Source organism: Anaerocolumna sp. AGMB13025 (assembly GCF_029689925.1).
Lineage (GTDB): Bacteria > Bacillota > Clostridia > Lachnospirales > Lachnospiraceae > Anaerocolumna.
The window spans coordinates 4,194,229-4,213,949 of sequence record NZ_CP121445.1 but is presented as its reverse complement, the minus strand read 5'-3'; the positions used below and the strand labels follow the sequence as shown (position 1 = coordinate 4,213,949).

29 protein-coding genes and 1 riboswitch are annotated in these 19,721 nt (G+C 34.1%); of the genes, 18 read left to right on the top strand and 11 right to left on the bottom strand.

Features of this window, described 5'->3' with window-relative positions:
* Positions 1 to 400 precede the first annotated feature (400 nt).
* Positions 401 to 610, top strand: a complete 210-nt coding sequence (locus QA584_RS17565) for a hypothetical protein (protein WP_278270392.1) — start codon at positions 401 to 403, stop codon at positions 608 to 610.
* Positions 611 to 691: 81 nt separating this feature from the next.
* Here the strand turns inward: QA584_RS17565 and feoB are convergent, their stop codons facing one another.
* Complete coding sequence (gene feoB / locus QA584_RS17560) at positions 692 to 2,104, bottom strand: ferrous iron transport protein B (protein ID WP_334306011.1); 1,413 nt, start codon at positions 2,102 to 2,104, stop codon at positions 692 to 694.
* A 41-nt stretch (positions 2,105 to 2,145) separates the two neighbouring features.
* Complete coding sequence (locus QA584_RS17555) at positions 2,146 to 2,370, bottom strand: FeoA family protein (protein WP_278270391.1); 225 nt, start codon at positions 2,368 to 2,370, stop codon at positions 2,146 to 2,148.
* A gap of 285 nt (positions 2,371 to 2,655) precedes the next feature.
* Positions 2,656 to 2,837, top strand: a riboswitch (Lysine riboswitch).
* A 144-nt stretch (positions 2,838 to 2,981) separates the two neighbouring features.
* Here QA584_RS17555 and QA584_RS17550 point away from each other — a divergent pair.
* The 3 genes from QA584_RS17550 to QA584_RS17540 all read left to right on the top strand — a co-directional run bounded on the left by QA584_RS17550 (position 2,982) and on the right by QA584_RS17540 (position 5,636).
* Positions 2,982 to 3,893 carry a transporter substrate-binding domain-containing protein gene (locus QA584_RS17550; RefSeq protein WP_278270390.1) on the top strand — a complete coding sequence of 304 codons (912 nt, stop codon included), beginning with the start codon at positions 2,982 to 2,984 and terminating at the stop codon, positions 3,891 to 3,893.
* A 152-nt stretch (positions 3,894 to 4,045) separates the two neighbouring features.
* Positions 4,046 to 4,774, top strand: coding sequence for an amino acid ABC transporter permease (locus tag QA584_RS17545; RefSeq protein ID WP_278270389.1), 729 nt, complete (start codon positions 4,046 to 4,048; stop codon positions 4,772 to 4,774).
* 121 nt (positions 4,775 to 4,895) lie between these two features.
* Positions 4,896 to 5,636 (top strand): amino acid ABC transporter ATP-binding protein, encoded by a 741-nt coding sequence (locus tag QA584_RS17540; RefSeq protein ID WP_278270388.1) that lies wholly within the window; start codon positions 4,896 to 4,898, stop codon positions 5,634 to 5,636.
* 88 nt (positions 5,637 to 5,724) lie between these two features.
* Here QA584_RS17540 and QA584_RS17535 read toward each other — a convergent pair whose 3' ends face one another.
* Positions 5,725 to 6,138 (bottom strand): glycosyl hydrolase family 18 protein, encoded by a 414-nt coding sequence (locus QA584_RS17535; RefSeq protein WP_278270387.1) that lies wholly within the window; start codon positions 6,136 to 6,138, stop codon positions 5,725 to 5,727.
* 237 nt (positions 6,139 to 6,375) lie between these two features.
* Between QA584_RS17535 and QA584_RS17530 the strand changes: the two genes are divergently transcribed.
* Both QA584_RS17530 and QA584_RS17525 read left to right on the top strand, forming a co-directional pair.
* A complete protein-coding gene (locus QA584_RS17530) occupies positions 6,376 to 7,167 on the top strand; it encodes a hypothetical protein (RefSeq protein ID WP_278270386.1) in 792 nt (263 codons plus the stop codon).
* Between the two features lie 49 nt (positions 7,168 to 7,216).
* Complete coding sequence (locus tag QA584_RS17525; protein ID WP_278270385.1) at positions 7,217 to 7,906, top strand: hypothetical protein; 690 nt, start codon at positions 7,217 to 7,219, stop codon at positions 7,904 to 7,906.
* A gap of 151 nt (positions 7,907 to 8,057) precedes the next feature.
* Here QA584_RS17525 and QA584_RS17520 read toward each other — a convergent pair whose 3' ends face one another.
* From QA584_RS17520 to QA584_RS17505, 4 genes are all read right to left on the bottom strand, one after another.
* Positions 8,058 to 9,647 carry a recombinase family protein gene (locus QA584_RS17520; protein WP_278270384.1) on the bottom strand — a complete coding sequence of 530 codons (1,590 nt, stop codon included), beginning with the start codon at positions 9,645 to 9,647 and terminating at the stop codon, positions 8,058 to 8,060.
* A 292-nt stretch (positions 9,648 to 9,939) separates the two neighbouring features.
* Positions 9,940 to 10,332: a hypothetical protein gene (locus QA584_RS17515; RefSeq protein ID WP_278270383.1), complete on the bottom strand. Its 393-nt coding sequence runs from the start codon at positions 10,330 to 10,332 to the stop codon at positions 9,940 to 9,942.
* Positions 10,307 to 11,374 (bottom strand): GNAT family N-acetyltransferase, encoded by a 1,068-nt coding sequence (locus tag QA584_RS17510; protein WP_278270382.1) that lies wholly within the window; start codon positions 11,372 to 11,374, stop codon positions 10,307 to 10,309. The genes QA584_RS17515 and QA584_RS17510 overlap by 26 nt, the downstream gene beginning before the upstream one ends.
* Complete coding sequence (locus QA584_RS17505) at positions 11,374 to 11,904, bottom strand: ATP-binding protein (RefSeq protein ID WP_278270381.1); 531 nt, start codon at positions 11,902 to 11,904, stop codon at positions 11,374 to 11,376. Before QA584_RS17505 ends, QA584_RS17510 begins: the two co-directional genes overlap by 1 nt.
* A gap of 316 nt (positions 11,905 to 12,220) precedes the next feature.
* Here QA584_RS17505 and QA584_RS17500 point away from each other — a divergent pair, with 316 nt between their 5' ends.
* Together QA584_RS17500 and QA584_RS17495 are read left to right on the top strand one after the other, a co-directional pair.
* The gene (locus QA584_RS17500; RefSeq protein ID WP_278270380.1) at positions 12,221 to 13,261 is read left to right on the top strand and encodes a hypothetical protein; all 1,041 of its coding nucleotides are present in this window, start codon (positions 12,221 to 12,223) and stop codon (positions 13,259 to 13,261) included.
* Between the two features lie 33 nt (positions 13,262 to 13,294).
* Positions 13,295 to 13,777: a hypothetical protein gene (locus QA584_RS17495; RefSeq protein ID WP_278270379.1), complete on the top strand. Its 483-nt coding sequence runs from the start codon at positions 13,295 to 13,297 to the stop codon at positions 13,775 to 13,777.
* Between the two features lie 245 nt (positions 13,778 to 14,022).
* On the opposite strand, the gene QA584_RS17490 is transcribed toward QA584_RS17495, so the two are convergent.
* Positions 14,023 to 14,391: a helix-turn-helix domain-containing protein gene (locus QA584_RS17490; RefSeq protein WP_278270378.1), complete on the bottom strand. Its 369-nt coding sequence runs from the start codon at positions 14,389 to 14,391 to the stop codon at positions 14,023 to 14,025.
* Positions 14,392 to 14,516: 125 nt separating this feature from the next.
* On the opposite strand from QA584_RS17490, the gene QA584_RS17485 reads away from it, so the two are divergent.
* The 3 genes from QA584_RS17485 to QA584_RS17475 all read left to right on the top strand — a co-directional run bounded on the left by QA584_RS17485 (position 14,517) and on the right by QA584_RS17475 (position 15,321).
* Complete coding sequence (locus tag QA584_RS17485) at positions 14,517 to 14,663, top strand: hypothetical protein (protein WP_278270377.1); 147 nt, start codon at positions 14,517 to 14,519, stop codon at positions 14,661 to 14,663.
* Positions 14,664 to 14,700: 37 nt separating this feature from the next.
* Entirely contained in the window at positions 14,701 to 14,919 is a 219-nt protein-coding gene (locus QA584_RS17480) for a hypothetical protein (protein WP_278270376.1), read from the top strand.
* 186 nt (positions 14,920 to 15,105) lie between these two features.
* Positions 15,106 to 15,321 (top strand): hypothetical protein, encoded by a 216-nt coding sequence (locus QA584_RS17475; protein WP_278270375.1) that lies wholly within the window; start codon positions 15,106 to 15,108, stop codon positions 15,319 to 15,321.
* Here QA584_RS17475 and QA584_RS17470 read toward each other — a convergent pair.
* Positions 15,305 to 15,532 carry a hypothetical protein gene (locus QA584_RS17470; protein ID WP_278270374.1) on the bottom strand — a complete coding sequence of 76 codons (228 nt, stop codon included), beginning with the start codon at positions 15,530 to 15,532 and terminating at the stop codon, positions 15,305 to 15,307. The genes QA584_RS17475 and QA584_RS17470 overlap by 17 nt on opposite strands.
* 159 nt (positions 15,533 to 15,691) lie before the next feature.
* Between QA584_RS17470 and QA584_RS17465 the strand changes: the two genes are divergently transcribed.
* Complete coding sequence (locus QA584_RS17465; protein WP_278270373.1) at positions 15,692 to 15,874, top strand: hypothetical protein; 183 nt, start codon at positions 15,692 to 15,694, stop codon at positions 15,872 to 15,874.
* 103 nt (positions 15,875 to 15,977) lie between these two features.
* Here the strand turns inward: QA584_RS17465 and QA584_RS17460 are convergent, their stop codons facing one another.
* The gene (locus QA584_RS17460) at positions 15,978 to 16,154 is read right to left on the bottom strand and encodes a hypothetical protein (protein ID WP_278270372.1); all 177 of its coding nucleotides are present in this window, start codon (positions 16,152 to 16,154) and stop codon (positions 15,978 to 15,980) included.
* 173 nt (positions 16,155 to 16,327) lie between these two features.
* Here QA584_RS17460 and QA584_RS17455 point away from each other — a divergent pair, with 173 nt between their 5' ends.
* Positions 16,328 to 16,543: a hypothetical protein gene (locus QA584_RS17455; RefSeq protein WP_278270371.1), complete on the top strand. Its 216-nt coding sequence runs from the start codon at positions 16,328 to 16,330 to the stop codon at positions 16,541 to 16,543.
* Between the two features lie 2 nt (positions 16,544 to 16,545).
* Here QA584_RS17455 and QA584_RS17450 read toward each other — a convergent pair whose 3' ends face one another.
* Positions 16,546 to 16,773, bottom strand: coding sequence for a hypothetical protein (locus QA584_RS17450; RefSeq protein WP_278270370.1), 228 nt, complete (start codon positions 16,771 to 16,773; stop codon positions 16,546 to 16,548).
* A 151-nt stretch (positions 16,774 to 16,924) separates the two neighbouring features.
* On the opposite strand from QA584_RS17450, the gene QA584_RS17445 reads away from it, so the two are divergent.
* The 5 genes from QA584_RS17445 (at position 16,925) to QA584_RS17425 (ending at position 19,719) form a co-directional block, all read left to right on the top strand.
* Positions 16,925 to 17,089, top strand: coding sequence for a hypothetical protein (locus QA584_RS17445; protein WP_278270369.1), 165 nt, complete (start codon positions 16,925 to 16,927; stop codon positions 17,087 to 17,089).
* Positions 17,090 to 17,130: 41 nt separating this feature from the next.
* Positions 17,131 to 17,505: a hypothetical protein gene (locus QA584_RS17440; RefSeq protein ID WP_278270368.1), complete on the top strand. Its 375-nt coding sequence runs from the start codon at positions 17,131 to 17,133 to the stop codon at positions 17,503 to 17,505.
* A 319-nt stretch (positions 17,506 to 17,824) separates the two neighbouring features.
* The gene (locus QA584_RS17435) at positions 17,825 to 18,262 is read left to right on the top strand and encodes a DUF5348 domain-containing protein (protein ID WP_278270367.1); all 438 of its coding nucleotides are present in this window, start codon (positions 17,825 to 17,827) and stop codon (positions 18,260 to 18,262) included.
* Between the two features lie 168 nt (positions 18,263 to 18,430).
* Positions 18,431 to 18,682 (top strand): hypothetical protein, encoded by a 252-nt coding sequence (locus QA584_RS17430; protein WP_278270366.1) that lies wholly within the window; start codon positions 18,431 to 18,433, stop codon positions 18,680 to 18,682.
* On the top strand, positions 18,679 to 19,719 hold the full coding sequence (locus QA584_RS17425) for a hypothetical protein (RefSeq protein ID WP_278270365.1): 1,041 nt from the start codon (positions 18,679 to 18,681) through the stop codon (positions 19,717 to 19,719). Before QA584_RS17430 ends, QA584_RS17425 begins: the two co-directional genes overlap by 4 nt.
* Positions 19,720 to 19,721: the final 2 nt, after the last annotated feature.

Genomic DNA, 19,721 nt, shown 5'->3' with positions numbered 1-19,721 from the left:
TATGTTTTAATGAAAGAAATAATGGCTTTATATGTACAGGAAATGAGTTAGCAGCTGTTATATAAATTAAACCGCTGTCCGGTAATATGTATTTTCATTGGGTGCAAAAACTAATATTATTAGCAGACGACGGTTACACAAAGCCGCCGTCTTTTATTTTGGCAGGACTTAAGATGGATAGGATAACAAAGATGTAACTATACATTTTACAGCAGTGAAAGGAGCTGGTCGTTATGAATGTTGTAGTTTTTATTACAACTGAATCAGGTTGAGCAAAATGCATTTTTTACCTATAGACATTTAAAAAATATTTATTATAATACCTCTTCTTATAATGTAATAGGACATACCGATGTTTTCATAACATAAAATATCTATTAATTATCGGTGGAGAGAGTAAATGAAAAAAAATTGTGTTCAGAATGTAATAATCCATTTTTCTGACAATATGGACTTTCAAGTACTCTCGGATAAAATAAATGAATTTCATTGCGAAGTGATAAAACGGAGACTAACTAGTTCTGATTTAACCACAGAAGAAAAGATAACTGTCATTGACAAAATACTGGAAAAACTAAAATTATGCGAACTTGATGGAAGCATCAAATAAATGCTTGTAAAATCGCCATCTAGGGGGACTTAGGTACGATTAATTTGATGGATTTTTCATTGCCTGAATGGAGGGATAATTTTATTTCTCTTTGTATGGTTGTGGAAATCTTCCGTTGCAGGGAACAAAATTATTCGTTAAAATCGCAATCAGACGTTCTCTTGGAGATTCTATAATACGGCAGGATACAATGCCGGCGGCATTGCAGCCAAATCCCATGCACATACTTAAGCATTGCTTACCGTGAGCGCAGGCTTTCTTAAACAAATGGTCCATATTAAAAGCAACTCTTGGCAGATATCCCAAATCCTCCAATATTGTAAACAAAGGAAAGAAGATAGCCATTGGGGGCAGCATAACAGAGATTACCCACGCCATAGTCCGAAACAGACCAAGAATTAAAATACCATGAAGCCAGGTGGGAGCATCTAGATACTGAAATAAAAGGGTGAGCTTTTCTTCCAGATAAGAGAAGCCGTCGGATAATATGGCAGAAGGTATATTAGCACCGGATATGGTTATCCAAAACACAACAGCCAGCACCAGAAGCATAAGAGGAAGACCGAAAATCCTTGAGGTGATATAGTTATCAATAATTCTGTCCCGATTAATTTTTGTGTTATCTGTTTTTACATAGCTGGCAGTAATCTGTTCCGCCCTTTTATATAGTTCTTTTGTAATTTCTTCACGTACTTTCTCTTTTTTTAAAGTCGTATCATCTGAACGAAGACCCGATAGAATTTCATCTTTTACAGAATGTTCCAGATTGTTAAATATGGATTCTGTAAGTTTGGTATCCCCGTCAAGGATTCTTAAAGCAAGCCATCTTGGATTTATACCATGAATCCTCGATGTTAATAAAGGAATAATAGAGTTAAGTTTGTTTTCGATTTCCTCATCATATAGGAGCTGACGTGGCTTCGGATTTATTTTACCAGTTGTTACGTTATAAACAGTTTCCCTTAATTCCTTCATGCCGGTACCGTTTCTCGCTGCGCATAAGATAACCGGAATACCTAATTCCTCTTCGATGCCCTTTCCGTCAATTATGATATTTTTCTTTCGTGCTTCATCAATTAGATTAATGCATAATATTACATGTTCTGTAAGCTCCATGACCTGAAAGACCAGGTTTAAATTTCTTTCCAGACAAGTTGCATCACTTACTACAACAACTGCATTGGCATTGCCAAAACACAGGAAATCTCTGGCCACTTCTTCCTCGGCAGAAGAAGCAAACAGGGAATACGTTCCCGGTAAGTCAACTAAAATATGCTCAAGGTCTTTATGCCTATATTCGCCTCTGGCATTGACAACAGTTTTGCCGGGCCAGTTTCCTGTATGCTGATGAAGTCCGGTCAATGCATTAAAAACTGTACTTTTTCCTGTATTGGGATTACCCGCCAGTGCAATAACTTGCTGGTTATCCTTTTTTTCGATCTGAAATAGATCTGTCAGAGAACAGGACTGAGCCGATTGAAATGTTAACCCCATTACGAGCCTCCTAACCTTTTCTATTTAAACAATTAATTATTTTAATCTGTTACCGTGATTAAAGTTGCCTCTTCTTTTCGTAAGGCTATCATTGCACCGCGGATATTATAGATGGTGGGATCACCGGAAGGCCCTTTTCTGATTACTTCAATCCTTGCTCCTTTTGTTAAACCCAGGGCAAGCATTCTCTCCCGTAATAATTCTGTAGCTGAAAGTTCTTCCACTGTGACCTGTTTTCCGACAGATACAGCATCAAGTTTTGACATAGTATACCTCCAATAAATTAATTCCAATTAATAAACTTAATTAGAGCTAATTTTATAGTATGATGAAAATAAGGGATGGTTCCTCAATATTACCTATTTTCAAAAAAAATTTAACTTCGTTTAAAATAGTTTCCTTAAACTAAATCCAGGGCAGAATTAGGTAAAATATGCAAGAAAAAAGGAAAACTACCTCTAAAATCAAAAGAAAAGTAAATTGCCAGATTGACAGATATAACTTGATGTTGTAAGATATATAACATAATTTAATAGTGACCTCACTTTTACAGGTGAGGTAGAGGCGCGGTATTTAACAGTCTTTAGAGGAGTTTGAGAAGCAAAGATGCTATTGAGAAGGAAATATCGCCGAAGCAGGTAATAATCTCAGGATTATCTGCTGGGTCTGCAGTTAAGAGCTGCAGGACTGTCTCAATGAACTTCCCAGTTTATTGAGTTGTGCTATCTCGTTTGGGAAAGAAGGGGATTTTAGGACAATGCACATATTGGACCTGAGTTTACCTCAGGTCTTTTTTTTCGCTCGAAAGGAACGTAACTGTTGTTATTAGAACAGCGAAAGAATACCTAATAAAATCTATAAAAAGGAGAGAATATTTATGAAGAAAAAATTGGTTGCATTATTAGCAATGTCATTATCCGCAGTTATGTTATTAGCAGGATGCGGAACTAAGACAGATTCTACGAATCCGGGGGCAGCATCAACAGCTGAAAGCAGTACCGCTGATACTGCATCAGGAGATAACAGTACATCAGGGGATAGCAGTGAAGCAACGCAAGATACCTTTAAGGTAGGTATGGAAGCCGGTTATGCTCCATTTAACTGGACACAGACAGGAGATGCGAACGGCGGTGTAGCTATTGAAGACAGTGCGGACTTTGCCGGCGGCTACGATGTTGAAATTGCTAAAAAAATAGCAGATGGTTTAGGAAAGAAATTAGTAATTGTTAAAACCGAATGGGACGGACTGGTTCCGGCTTTAACCTCCGGTAAGATAGATGCAATTATTGCTGGTATGTCTCCGACTGCCGAAAGAAAAGAAACCATTGATTTCTCAGATAATTATTATAGATCAAACCTGGTTATGGTTGTAAAAAAAGGTGGTAAATATGAAACTGCCAAATCCATTCAGGATTTTAAAGGAGCTAAAATCACAGCCCAGTTAAATACCTTCCACTACTCAGTAATTGACCAGATTGAAGGTGTGAAAAAGGAAACTGCCATGGACAACTTCCCTGCAATGAGAGTTGCCCTTGAATCTGGAATAATTGATGGTTATGTATCAGAAAGACCTGAGGGCGTCAGTGCTTCCGCAGCCAATGAAAACTTTGCAATGGTAGAATTTACGGACGGTTTTAAAACTTCGGATGATGATACAGCTATTGCAGTAGGTATTGCTAAAGGCAGTGAATTAACACCTAAAATCAATGAGATTTTAGCAGGAATCTCTGAGGAGGAACGTACTAGCATTATGGATGCTGCTATAGCTAACCAGCCAGCAGCGCAATAATGACTGATACCAGGAAACCGGTTGTAGCTGATGCAGCCGGTTTCCTTTTCAAGGTAATTAAGTCGTTGGATGCCGGTTGATATATTGACTAATCAATCAAGATCAATTTGAAACCAATAAAAATAGAGAATTAATTTAAGGAGGAAAATATTATGAGCCTCGAATGGCTTATTAAAATAGTAACAAACAACTGGCCGATGTTTTTACGTGGAGCCGGTGCTACACTATATATATCCATGATTGGTACTTCCCTTGGCTGGCTCATTGGTTTACTGGTGGGTATTGTCCGGACCGTACCCATGCCGGAGCGCGGCATTAAGAAAATCTTATTTAAAATAGTTAATCTGATTCTATCCATCTATATTGAGTTCTTCCGTGGTACGCCGATGATTGTACAAGCCATGGTAATTTATTATGGTTCCGCTCAGGCCTTTCACATTGATATGAATAAATCCGTGGCGGCTATCTTCATTGTATCCATTAATACCGGAGCTTATATGTCAGAAATCGTCCGGGGTGGTATTGTATCCATTGACAAGGGTCAGTTTGAAGCGGCTGCGGCAGTCGGAATGAATCATATTAAAACTATGATACATGTAGTATTGCCACAGGTTATCCGTAATATCTTACCTGCCACCGGCAATGAATTTGTAATTAACATCAAAGATACTTCAGTACTTAATGTTATCGCAGTTTCGGAATTATTCTTCCAGACGAAGTCAGTAGCCGGTAATAATTTCAGATATTTTGAGTCCTTCGCAGTAGCCTGTGTGCTTTACTTTATTATGACCTTTACGGTAACCAGAATATTACGAGCGGTGGAACGAAAGTTAGATGGACCTGATAATTATATTATGATGGGAAATCAGATGCAGGTGTAAAAAGCTGAATCAATGTTTTAAAATAAGTCAAAATCGTTAAAAAGCAAATTAGCTAAAAACACAAATTTAAGTGTCGGAAACTTACTTTCGATAGATAGGAAAAGAGGTTAAGAGCAAAACTATGGAAAAAGTGATTGATATTCAACATCTGAGTAAGTCCTTTGGCTCTCATGAAGTGTTAAAAGATATTGATTTCTCCGTAAATAAAGGCGAAGTAGTATGTATTATCGGTTCCTCCGGTTCCGGAAAATCAACCCTCCTTCGCTGCGTTAATCTCCTGGAGAAACCCTCCGGCGGGCAGATTATATATAATGGGGAAAACATACTGGATAATAAACATAATATATATGCATACCGTACGAAGCTTGGTATGGTGTTCCAGCAGTTTAATTTATTTAATAACCATAATGTTCTCAGTAACTGTATGGTAGGTCAGTTAAAAGTACTTGGCCGTTCCAAGGAAGAAGCAAAAGAAGTTGCTATGAAATACTTAAAAATAGTAGGTATGGAACAGTACATTAATGCTAAGCCAAGACAGTTATCCGGTGGTCAGAAACAACGTGTTGCCATTGCCAGGGCACTCTCTATGGAACCGGACGTTATGCTGTTTGATGAGCCAACATCAGCCCTTGACCCGGAAATGGTTGGAGAAGTACTAAAAGTCATGAAAGAACTGGCGGAATCAGGACTTACCATGCTGGTAGTTACTCATGAGATGGGTTTTGCTAAAGAAGTAGCAGGTCGCGTAGTATTTATGGATAAAGGAGTCATAGCAGAAGAGGGAACTCCGGAACAGATTTTTAACAGTCCTACAGAAGAACGTACCAGGGAATTTTTACACAGAGTATTAAACGCAGTATAAAACACGTTTCTAAGACTAATATTAGAATTTAAAAAGGTATTTTAACCTCCTGATTGTGATTATGAATCTAATCAGGAGGTTTTATTATTTAAACTTTGTTTACTGTAAAAAGGGAATTAACTACCAACCAGCTTTGGGGAAAGAAGTTCATAATCTGCCACACACCATCGCCATGAAGATTAAATTCCGGAATTAACCGGTATTTGGCATTCATGCTTCTGACATCTTCAAACCAGACAACATGGGCGGCTCCCTTATCATCCGTATAGTAATAAAAAGGAGATTGGGCCTGTTCATCGAATTGGATGGTGGTATTATGCTCTACCGCACGCTCTATAGCCTGAACATTGCTGATGGATTCAGCTTGTGTCTGATTTCTTATAAAGGGCAGTTGCCAGTCATATGCATAATTTGGCATACCCATCAATATTTTATCCGGGTCAATTACCGAAACACCATATTGCAATACTCTTTTTACGTTGGCTAGAGGAGCCGTTGCCATGGGCGGACCAAATGTATATGCGCGTGCAGGATATAGGTGATATTATATAAATTATTTAATACAGATAATATCATAAATTCACTTATAAATCAAATATATGAAAAATAAGGCAATGTGTACTATTGATAAAATTTGGTAATAGGGTATAATAAAAGATGTAACTGGTAAAGGTAGTAATTAAATTTGAATCTACAAAATGATTATTAATTACTACAATATTTAAACAAAGGAGATAAAATGAGGAATAAGTGGTTATTATTATTTATGGTAATGGTTATGGTTTGTTCACCTGTTAAAGTTAGTAAAGCAGCTTTATCAGAGGGAGCAAGTAATGAAAGTAAATCCGAATTACAAGAACGGGTGTTTTCTGAAGTATTAAGTGGAAATATAAGTAATGATGCGGATGTTCTTGGCGTTGCATTGACTCAATATGAAGAGAGAAATTATGGGGCTAGGATATCAGGCTATGGAATTAATCAGGAGAGAAACGATGATAGTTTATCCATAACTCAAATGATTGAAACGCGTGTTGATACAGATAACCACATTTTAAAAGATTTAGTTTCAACAAATCTAGCTGTAGTAGATAAAAATCAAAATTTTGTTACAGCTTCTGATATAGTAATATCAGTGGAAAATGGTTCTGCTCAATTAAGTGATTATAGTATATATGCAACCATGAGCGTAAGTGTTACTAACGATATAACTGGTTATAAGGTTAGATTTAACTGGTTTGATACAAAATTAATTTATGGTACGGCATTAAAGGCTGCAAGTCTTGTTCAGGCTTCAACATATCAGACTGACGCAGTTTTTGGATATGATGATGTAACAATAGCGACTTATAATCCAAAAGCAAATATTGCTTATCATTACTCACCCCAAAATTTAGATATGATACCATATAGTGTTATGGGGGCTGGAAGAGCTTGTAGGTCAGAAATTAAAGCAGGTACAAGTACTGTAATATTTGGATACACATTAAATTATAGGGATCAAATGGGTATTTGGGAAACTGAATTTAACTAAGCTTCTTATAGTTTTTAATAACTATTCATATTCATATAAAGGAGATAAGATGAAAAAAATTTTCATTATAATAGTGACATCAATAATATTACTATGTTCCTGTAGTAATAAGTCTACTTCTGATAATTTAGAATTTCATAAAACTACTTGGGGTATGAGTATGGTTGATGTACTAAAAGCATATGGGATATCTAAAGAAGATACAATTAATTATGATCAAGATAATGCTTTCGGTATAAAAGGATATAAATTATTTGGTGAAGAAACAGATGTAATCATGTTTAGCTTTTTGAATTTTGAAAAAGGAAAACCCAAGCTTGTTGCTGTTAAGGTAACTTACCCAGAGGGTTCTGATATGAATAAGGTGTTGAAAGAAATGAAAAAGCTATATGGAGAAACTGTTTCAGATATAAGTATATTTGACACCTTTTTAATGACCGACGAGCTAAAAGAACGTAAATTTACTGAATCCGAACATTTGGCATTATGGGTCAGCGAAAAATCTATTCTGCAGACGATACCAGGAAAAAATTCAGAAGATTATAAGGAATTATGGAAAAAGTATAAATATGGATTAAAAGATGATACTTGGGATATATTTTCTAAAAATTCTAAGTTGGTTACTGTGGCTTGGACTGATGATGGAGAATACCCATCAAAAAGCAAATATGCTTTGGATTTTGATGCATTTAACCTAGTTGCTAGTAATGAGATAAAAAATCAATTGTCTGATCAATAATATTTATAGCAATGAATAATTAAAGCATCCTGATTGTTTTCATAAATCAATCAGGATGCTTTAAATTTCTCATCTAAATGAACATATAACGCAGTTTTTAAATTGGATATACCGTTTAGTGTGAGTATTTATTTAAAATTACAATTTATTATTACACTTGAGATGTTTTCGGAAAGATATCTACAGTAAAATTGCGGTTTTCACGCTTTCCTTTTTTGTTTGGCTCTGTCTTGGTATAGTCCGCTTTTTCTAAGACTTCTTTCAGAAGTTCATTCCGGGAAGTAGCATCCTCCAGATCATTATATACTTCCAGCAGATGTTCGATTTTAGGGATTAGGATATCATTATTATTATATTGTTCTTTTAAGGCATTTAATTCCTTTACCAGGGAAAGTTTAGTATCTTCCAGACTATTAAGTTGTTCTGTTATTTTCTTTCGTCTATTCTGAAATTCTTCAGTCGAATATACTTCCTGTTCCAACAATTCGAAGGTCTTATCAAGTTGATTCCGTAATTTGGTTATTTGGGAAGAGATATCACTTATGACCGCCTCTTTATCTTTAATGGACTGCTCATAAGGCAGGTCTGATTTTTTACTGCTCCATTGGAACTTAAAATTAATCAGCCAGTCTCCAAGTGCATCTATTATGGAATTCTCAACGACATAAAGCGGAGAGGAGATATTATCACAATATGTATTCGGACACTTCATTGAATCGTAAGCAGTATGGCTGTTAGGACCAAGTCTGGTCATCATAGTACCACACTTACCGCAGTATACGATTCCGGCTAACGGATTCTTTAATACCTTGCTTCCAGATACCGGAGGCTTACCACGCTTTTTCATAATTTCCTGTGCTTTCGTCCACAACTCATCCTCAATAATTGCATCGTGGATCCCATCAGCCAGGATATATTCGTCTGCGTTAGGTCTGGTTGTTGTAATGATATTGTTCTTAATCTGTTTAACTTCTTTTCGATGCTGCCAGCGAATCTTGCCTATGTAAACTGGATTTTCTAAGATATCTTTTATAGATGATCTGGACCAGGTTGCTTTAAGCATGGGTTTTATTGACATGGAATCTAATTTCTTGGCTATCCGTGAGCATCCTAACGTTTCTTTACTGCCATCGGGCTGCAAGTCACCATTGACATACCAATTATATATCATCCGGACAACTTTAGCCTGTTCTTCATTTACTTTTAGACTATAACCTTTTTCGCTTTTTAACTTTATCCGTTCATAACCGTAGGGTGCAACGGAGGAGATGTATTTACCTTCTTTTACAGAAGCAATACGACCGCGCTGAATACGCCGGTTAATTGTTTTAAACTCCCTGCGGCTCATGAAGAGACCAAATTCGAAATATTCTTCATCAAATTCGTTGGAGGGGTCATAGGTTTTAACAGGGGTGATAATCTTAGTGTTCGAGAATTTAAAGGCCTGAGATACAATTCCCTGATCTATGGTATCACCTCTGGCCAGACGTTCCACTTCCATGACGAGGACACCTTTCCATTTGCCTTGTTCCACTTCGGAGAGCAGCAGTTGCATAACTGGTCTGGCAGCAATCGTTTCACCGGATACGATTTCTCTATATATTTCAGTGACATTTAGATTTAGCTTTCTGGCTAAATCAAGTAGCGTCTTTTCGTGACGTAGAAGAGTTTCTCCCTCTCCATGAGATTCGGCTTCAATGTCTGCTCTGGACTTTCTTAGGTATATTGCATATGCTTCCATCAATTCACCTCTTTTCGTCTTTGTTGATGAGCTTCAATTCTATTTATACAATCCTGTCTGATTCAAGAAGCTGAGCGAAGTTAACATGGTGACTTCTACTATTATTAAAAGTTATCTATCACTACATGTTGTTTTGTAGTCCTATTTTACTAAGATGTGGAGTGAATTGTAAATAGATTGTACATATACAATACAAGTTAATAGCTACTGCATAATGCTATCAGCAGCTATTAACTTGTGATTTTTATAGATTACTTTATTGGTATAAAGAATAGCTATAAAGAATTTTTATCTAATTAGCTAATATTAGATTTTCTGAAATATACATATAGGATTGTGGAGCCATCTTAATACCGATATCACTTAAAGAATGTGGTTCATCATATTTTATGACTTCACCCAATTTATAAGCAACGGCAGTATCTTTTCCCTCATAATACTTGTCATAAAACTCTTTTGTTATTCCTGATTTCTTTTCAGTGATTTTCCAGAGTTTTTCTTTATCCATCTCAATTGCTTCTAATACTTCGACTTCACCAACAATTTTTTGTACTGGACAAGTAGCATATATCACAATAGTATCTACTTTTCTTTTACATAAGATTTTCCTATACTCGTAAGTCTTATTGCCTTGTAGAATATTTATAACATGTTCTGGATTAATCGATAATAACATTTTGCACATTTGTATCACCCATTTCTAGTATTCTGATAAATTCGTTTTTTGTGTACTCGATATTATAAGGATATGTTTCAAACAAACCATTACTTTGTAATTCATTGTGAGTTATATTATGTCCTTTTCCGAAATAACCATTATATACCATCTCCAAAACTACTACCGTTTTATTTTGCATATATATGTCGGTTAATTCTTTTTGAGAATATATAGTTTTATTGCCTGAAAGGTCAATGTAGCTGTCTAATGGATAGTAACAGTAATTATTACTTTTTACAGTTATAACTTTAGTAATAGTAGCGTAAGAGGTTATTACTGATTTATATGTTTTAGGAGGAATTTGGGATATTCTATATATTCCAACAGGTTCTCCAACATTATAGTGCATTAAGGAAGATGGTGTAGCAATAAAAATTTTGGTTATTCCATTACCAGCTACTTCTTCCTCAACTTCTTTGGAATTTCCTTTTAATTCAGAATATGGGAAGAGTTTATCATGGTAATCTTCATAAATAGGAATAATGCCAGCTACTGTAAAATTGGAACTGATAAAAGGAAAGGATTTGTAAGAATCAGAATAATCTAAATTCTTTCGGGACTTTATGTATACACGTTCGCCTCTATTATTAAGACCAACACATGTAAAACCAAAACGTTCGAATAATCGTATTAAAGTAACATGTGAATCAAATACGGTTACATAAATTTCATCTACTTGTTTCTCCTGCCATTTCCATAAAGCTACACCAAGAGCACCTTCCCCCAAACGGATACCCCTTTGCCTCTCCGATAATCTCAAGGTTCCTATCTTAACTCGCTTGATTGAAGGAAGAATTTGATTATTTAATTCTAGGGGTTCTTCTTCATCTTTAAGATATAAAAATGCTCCTATTCCATAATCATCTTTAAATACTAAAGTTTCTTCACCGTTTATACTTTTTCGATTAAACCAATCTACAAATTCAGGATAATCTTTCTTCAATGAATCGAAAAAAGTATCATTCAAATTTAAATTACTAAATTTTTCCCATTGAAATTTACCAGCCATTATTCCTCCTTAGTTATACTGAATAAAAAATTAATAGCATTGTTTATATCTGCAGAACCTTTGCTTATAAACAATGGAATCTTTAAAATATTTGCCACCTCTTTTGCACATGCTATTTCCTCATTTTGAAATTGCATAGTAGTCTCAATATTTACTCTAACATTATCACGAGTTTTTCTGCGTTCGACTATTATTTCTGGTAGTTCAGTTATCAATATAATTGCATTTGGAGATAATTCAATAAATGTATCCAATCCTATCCTGGTAATTTCATTATTCTTATTGAGTAAGCAAAAATGACCGTCCAAAAGAAATTCTTCTTTGTCAGTTATACGTTTTTCTTTAATTACTGTAGACAATATCTGCTGATTACTTGAAATATTATCAACTTTTTTATCTGATTTAAATGTATACCCCTTATAATTTGCAATCAAAGTACTAGCTGAATATGTTACAATATTGCATTGTTCTTTTATTCTCTCAGTAAAATAAGACTTTCCTGCGCCATGTATTCCGCTAATAAAAATCAATTTATCCTCCTTAGTGTAACAAACATTTGTTCTTGTGTCAATTATATAATTATTAATTGGTAAATTAGTAAGTCTGTTAGAGTATCATTAATATTTCTTTGCATAATTACCATTATATAATAGAGCTATTGGGAAAAAAATGCAATATAAATTTGTAATAATAAGGAACAAAATTTTACATATTATACTATATTTTTGAGTATTAGTTTGTTATAATATATCTATAAATGTATAATTATGGATTTTATAATTAAGGAAACAGAAAAAAGAATATAATGGTGTGTTAATCCAAATAATTTAACAAGGGGGAATTAATATGTTTTCTGGATATAATTTAAAACTAGATAGAAGTTTCTTTTACGACAAAGAATTAAGTTTTGAAGAATATGAGCAGATGGGAAATGAACATTTAGAAAATGAAAAACAGAATTACAAAAAGGATTTGATGGAATACATTACCCAAAATACAATAAATGGGAGTAAACTACAAGATGACTGGTTTCCGACAATAGAAGCTGATATTTTTATTTCACATTCCCGTATGGATCAGGATTTAGCAAATGCCTTAGCTGGTTGGATTTATTATACATTTGAAATTAGTGTATTCATAGATTCAAACGTATGGAGTTACTCTGCGGATTTACTTGAAGAAATAAATAGTAAATATAGTAATAAGAGAAGAAATGCTACGGGAGGATATTTATATAATCATGAAAGCTGTAATCAAGCATCTCAGCATGTAAACATTATGCTTTCAGTAGCGTTACAAAATATGATTGATAATGTTGAATGTGTAATGTTATTAAATACGGATAATTCGATAAGTGTATTTGATAAGGAAAAGGAAAAAATCAACACTACATATTCTCCATGGATTTATACAGAGATTATATGTACTAAAATTGTAAGAAAAAAACCGTTGATTATGTATAGAGATTACCCTATATCTTGTAATGAAAGTGCTACATTTGATAAATCCTTTATGTATTTTAGTAAGTTAATGATATCTTACAATGTTTCACTGAATCATCTGAAAGATATTAGTGATAACGAATTAAATGAATGGGCTAATGAATTTTATAAATATTATGAAGATATTAATTATAATAGAGATTATATGGACTATCCATTAGATGCGTTATATAATTTTACTCACAGAATTGAATTAAATAATACTTACTTAGTATATAATAAAAATTCGCAAAGTCAAATTAAGAATTTTAAATTTGCTTTGGGTGGAAATGAAGACATATACCAAAATATGAACAATAAATATTTAATTGAAAGTAATAGTGACTTTAATTGTGAAATTTGTGATGGATATAGATTTTGCCTAATATGTTGCAGAGAAGGGTAATAATGGAAATTCTACTTTATGGTGAGGTATAATATGAACTATGATAATAAAAAAGATATTTTGAATAAAGAAATTGATTTAATTCAGTCTTGTATTAATAGAATGGCTCAAAATTCATTTATAGTCAAAGGGTGGTTATTTACAATAATAACTGTTGTTTTAGCATTATTACCAGAGAAAATCAATGTTAAAATTTTATGTATTATTGGATTTGTTATAACTTTCTGCTTTTGGTATTTGGACGCTTTTTTTATAAAAATGGAAAAGATATATAGGTGGAAATATGAATGGGTTATCTGTAATCGTATTTCATCCAATGATTATTATTATGATTTAAATCCTACAAACTCTAAAATGTGGTTACAAAAAGAGGATAAAAAAACGAAACAATTTATAGATAAAAAAGAACCTTATATTATCCGTATAATGGTAACTAAAACATTGTCACCAATATATGTTCCTGTAATATTAGCCATTATATTTATCTTTATTAATCAGTATACTAAATGGCTTTAAAGGTAAGTGTACGTTGATATTTTTGTATATATTTGAATTTTGAAAATTCATGAATTAAAAACTAAAAAATACAAACATGTGTTCTGTAATTTTGTTAGCAGCTGAGTTTAACAACGGGGGTACTAATAAATGTATGAGAACGATTACAAAGAAGCAATACATAAAATGGTTGATAAAATTTATGGAAACTTAAATATAAAAAGAATCTATAAACTGGTTCTATATATTTACACAAAAAAAGCCGATTAATTGTCGGCTTTTTTTATTTCTATGAATTTGTCAATAATTCTTTCCAAAGCCAGTAAATCCTCATCATCCAAACTTGCAAATGTTTTAAATAAATCTTTATGGAATTTATTTTCTCCAGTCATAATACGGTCTATTGTTTCCATAGCATCTATATCTGGTTCAATAAACATTTCACCTTTTCCTGTTGTGAGCCATATGTAATCTACATTAAACTCTTTACTAATAAGTTTAATCATCGAATCTGTAAGGTTATTTTCACCTTTTTCTAATTTAGATATAGCAGTTTTTCCGACTCCTAATCTCTTACCAAAATCCTCTTGGTTTAAATTAAGATTTTTTCTTATTTCTTTTAATCTATCATTCAATATCGATTCACCTCCAAAAATAAATATATCAAAAAAAATCCCTTAAGTCAACAAAAACGTATTGACAAAATTGTTAAAAGGGACTAATGTGTACCTGTAAGGGACATTTGAAATGAGGTGATAATTTGAATCGAAAGAAAATTGAAATCTTAGAAAGAGTTACCGAAAAATTTATTCAGCTTGATGAAGAGACAAAAGATAAGGTTGCCTGGTATATGCTGGGTAAGGAAGAGGAAAGAGCGAAGTGGGAAAAGAAGTTACAAACTGCCTGACAGGGAAACAGTAATAAATTATAGGAGGTTATAAACATTGTTTGATTTAAAGAAGATTATGAAAGAAACAGCAAACTGGGATTTGATAAAATTAGAAAATACACAGCGGGTTCGTATGGATTTGGTTATGGAACAGGTACCAGATGATATTCAGAAAGAAATCGAAAAAGAGTTTATCACATTTTTTAATAAAGTTGAACGCCTTGTACCGGATACACCAAGACCACAAGGAGCCAAATCAATTTCTTATCTATAAAAAAGAATTTGCTTTTTTAAAAGATTGAACGCCTTGTAATGGCTACTACATAAAAGACTACAAGGCGATCAATCAATCAGTTATCAGGCAGTAAATACAGTTGTCGAGCCACATGGACATGGTTCGATTGTTCCTTTAAATTATAAGATAAAACAGAAAGAAATGACAGGAGGTGATTAAATTTCAATGACAGAAAGAAGAAAGCAACAATTAAGACTAGAAGGTATAAACATAGAAAAAATTTTGGAAATGACAGAAAACATTATTAGAGAGATGCAAATGCACAAGGTCACTGTTAAGGAAAGTAAACTGATTATTAATGAACTGAGCTGCGTTATTGCGAATATAGAAAAGCGCAGCTCAGATACACCATTGAGTGAGATAGTTACTTTGGATTATTAATCAAATCATCATTGCATTTTGAAAAATAATCATAGGCTTCATCATAAGAGATGGTATATAGTTCAGCAGCTTTTTTGGAAGCATTGCATATTTCCATACCATCAGGTGATAAAATTTGAGGTTCATTTAAGCTATTTATAAACTTATTGCTAATAGCAGAAGCAATCTGGTGAGCTGCGATCACTGGATCGATATGTTGTGATTTAGCCATTGTCAGTCCCCTTTCATTTGTACTTGGCTTGGTAGAGCCTGTAAGAATATTATAACACAATTTACATAATATAACAAAAAAACAATGTAACTGGAAGGATAGTAGTGAGGTAGGATAAGGGGTAAGTGGAATGGATATAAAAGGGATGATTAATGATGTTTGGACAAAAGAAATAAGAAACAACAGATAGAAATGATAGGAGATGAGAGAGTGCAAAATTATTATATTAGAATCGAAGTTCCAGAGGGTGAAGTTAAGAATATATTAGATGAGCTGGCTCAAGCGCAGAATAAGATTTATGAATGTTATAACCGTTTAGAAGATTTAGGCGTATCGTTGTAAAAGAACAAACCACCAGTGAAAACTGATGGTTTGTATATAACAATTAGCTATATTCTAATATTCTAGTTCTTCAAAGAATATATGAATAATTAATTTGGGAATGTTAATAATCCGGAATTTTAGCCAGCTTTTTAGTTAAATCAGCTACTTGTTCCGCCATTTCATCATTGCTAGGGATTTTAACGATTCCTGTATTATTAGGATTTGATGAAAAAGCACCGGAGCATTGAAGATAAGCAGAATAAAGTTCTATTGCAAGTTCTTTATTTGTTTTAGGCATGGTACTTGTCCTTTCATATGTATTTGGTATAGCCGCACGTAATTATATTATAGGAGATATATGGAAGAATTTCAAGGAAAGTAGCAAAAGTATTTATAGTTTTTCCTGTCGAGCTGTCATAAACACAGAAAAAGAATTATGAACAATATAAACCGTTATAAGGAGAGATAAATATGGATGAAGCTTTGAAAGAAAAGGTTGAGAAAACAGCAATTAAATATGCTGATCTTATAGAAAAGCGTATCTGTAATGCACTTGATGATAATGTTGATGAAAGTAAAGTCATACCAGATATTGAGAATGGAATTAAGATGCTTGGATATCTAATATCAGCCATTGACCGCATGGGCCGCCCTTATGTTGGAAATGGCGAGAACGGCCCATCATAAAATTATGTATTAATTTTTATCCAATAGGATAAGTCACTTGGAACATCAATATTTGAGGTGTCATAATCGTCCCAATCGAAACAGCCGGTAACCTGCATATACACATTATCAGCTTCCGCTTCTGGGGTATTACATGATTCCCAAACAACACCGTTAAACAGCATTCCGTAACGACCATCAGTTAATCGTTTGATATAGATGTTTCCAATAGGGCTTTTATATAGCCACACGAAATCATCTCCTTACTAATTTACTAGGCTTGGTGGAGCCGGTAAGGAGATTATAGCATGTCTTACAAAATATAACAAATTATTACGAAAGATGTACAAACAATAGCGCATACATATATCACAGGGGGTGAATTGAGTGGTAGTGAAAGAAATGATGATTAAAGGTGGCTTAGTACGTATCCATGATGATTATATGAGAAGTCCGGAAGAAAGTTTGGAAATCATGAAACGGGTAGAGGAAATCGCCTATAGACACTTATCAGTGAAATACGCTAAGAAAGCAATGGAAAAGTCAGAAAAGGATAGCCCTACATAGAAGAAAAACGGAAAATTTCATCAAGTAACGGAGGAGTAACCATGGTATTAGTAAGAAATACATCTACTTCAATCAATTCTAAACCTATAGGGAAAGACTTGCATATAATCCTTGCCTATAAGAATGAAGTAGAATCAGATACGGTTAATCAAGATATTATTGAATTTCTACAGAAGATACATGATACGACAAAAGTGCAGTTGGAATATTGTTATTCAGTTAAACCTATTATGGACAAGCGACCCGCTATACATATTTTACTAAGACCAAGTCAAAAGCTTGATGGACAAGAACTGATAACTTACTGGAAGAAAGGAATAGCGAAAGCCGCTGAGGTGACTGCCGCTGATAAAAGAGCAATGGAGTATTACCTTTCAAAATGGGGAGGTCATAAAATTAATGAAGACAGCTATTAGAGAGTCATTAAAAATTTCTGTCATGAAAATAAAAAAGGCTCCTGGTACCGCAAATACCAAAGAGCCAAATAACAAAACAACTATAGTTTTATTATAACTTAATCTGTATAAATGTCAACAGTTAGGAGAATTATGGAGGGTTTTTATTCGGATAGTATAACAAAATATACAGATCCTTTATGGGTAGCAAACTGCCCTGATTGTGGTCGCAGTCATTGGGCTGTTATGAAGATACATATCTGCCCAAATTGCGGCAGTATTAACCTGACATGTACCAATCCTACTGTTGAGTGCAGATTAAATGAGAGGAAGGTTTCAGATGGACGATTTACAAAAAGTATTACATAGTTGCAAGGTAATAGGCAATGATATAAAAGCTGTATTACAAGCTTCTACCTATTCCGAATATGATGATATGAGTGGGTTGCAGATTAACTATGATGATCCGGAGCAGTTGTTTTTATTAGATGAGTTAAAGGGAATTATGGAATCTTTGGACAGAGCAAGGGATCGCATATACTATTTAAATAAGCCGGTAAAGAATACGGAATATTTACATAAGAATTCAAGAGGACGTTATGAAACTAGTTTTCAGGAGTTTACTTGCGGTAGCGGTATAGAAGTCTATCTTTATGATGACTTCTGGGAACGGTATCGGTGGGTTAGAACATATGTTGAACATGATGGTAATGACTATTATCTTGTAGGTCATAATAATGTAAGCCTGGAGAATCTAAAGGTAAGGATTAGGGGATAGTCAGAGGAAATCCGAAATAATCAGAGCAAATCAGAGCAAATCAGAGACTATCAGAGGAAATCAGAGACTATCAGAGGAAATCAGAGACTATCAGAGAAAATCAGAGGTTATCTGAAAAAAATCAGAATAGTTCAAAATCAAGGTAAATCATAGACGGAAGGTGATGGTGTGAACCGGATACAATTATTAATCTTATCCATTCTTGAAAGTAATAAAGCACTCAGCCGGTACAATGGTATGACCGTGAATGAGATTATTACTTTAGAGGAGTTTGGATATAAGGGTAATACATATTATAAATATTTAAAAGAGTTTGAGAACAAAGGCTATGTAAGTCCTGGGGTGAAAGAAGGTAATGCTATGACTTTTTACATAACACCTCAGGGGTTAGAAGCCCTTAAGGAGGAAAAGAGCGGATGAAAGAGAGAATAGGCTTTGTTGCGATTGGACAAGCTGGAGGTAATATTGGCAGACTATTCGAACAGAAAGGTTTCTCTGTCTTATATGTGAACACATCCCAGGAAGATCTGGATACCCTGGCTGACGTAAAATTTATGTATCACATAACTGGCGGCGAGGGTTGTAATAAAGACCGCCATAAAGCAAAGCAGTTGGTAGTAGAGGACTTTGATAATATTGCACAGCAGATTGATTTAAAACTGAATACGGATATTGTTTTCGTTATATTTGCTTCTGGCGGCGGTACCGGAAGTGGTGCAGGACCTATGTTGATGGATTTACTCATAGATGAAAAAAAGACCGTCGGAGCAATCACAATTCTACCGAGCAGGCAAGAAAGTATTAAGTCACAGATCAATAGCTATGAATGTTTTACGGAATTAATTGATATTAGGAGAAGTGCTGCCGTTTTTGTCCTTGATAATGACAAAGGGGACAAGCTTACTCTGAATCAAGAATTGGCGGAAATCTTTCAGCAATTTATTGATATACCGGATAAGCATAAAAGTATACTGGGCAATATTGATAAAGCGGAAATGGAAGAGACAATGAAAGCTCACGGTATGGCTGTTATAACTCAATCGAAAGAGGAGGGAGCAGCCGGTTTGATTAAAGCACTTAATGAGAATTCCTTTGCACCTATAGAGAATGACGGAATTATTAAATACATAGCTATATCTTCTTGCGGTGACTTTCATATGACCGACATTACAAAAGTTGTAGGTATTCCCTTGGATACCTTCCAGACCTATAACGAGGATGCTACCGTGTGCATGATTTCAGGTTTGTCATATCCCAAAACCAGACTTGATGGCATCTATCAGACCATTAAAGATAGCCAGGATATGATTATAAAAAACCTGAGGGCAACCTCAGAGCTTAAACTGAATTCAGATGTGAATTTCTTAAATGAGTTTGCAGAACATGGTGTGAAGCAGCAAAAAGATGAGAAGCCGAAATCAAAAAGAGACATAATGAGTAAATATTTTAAGGGGTGAAC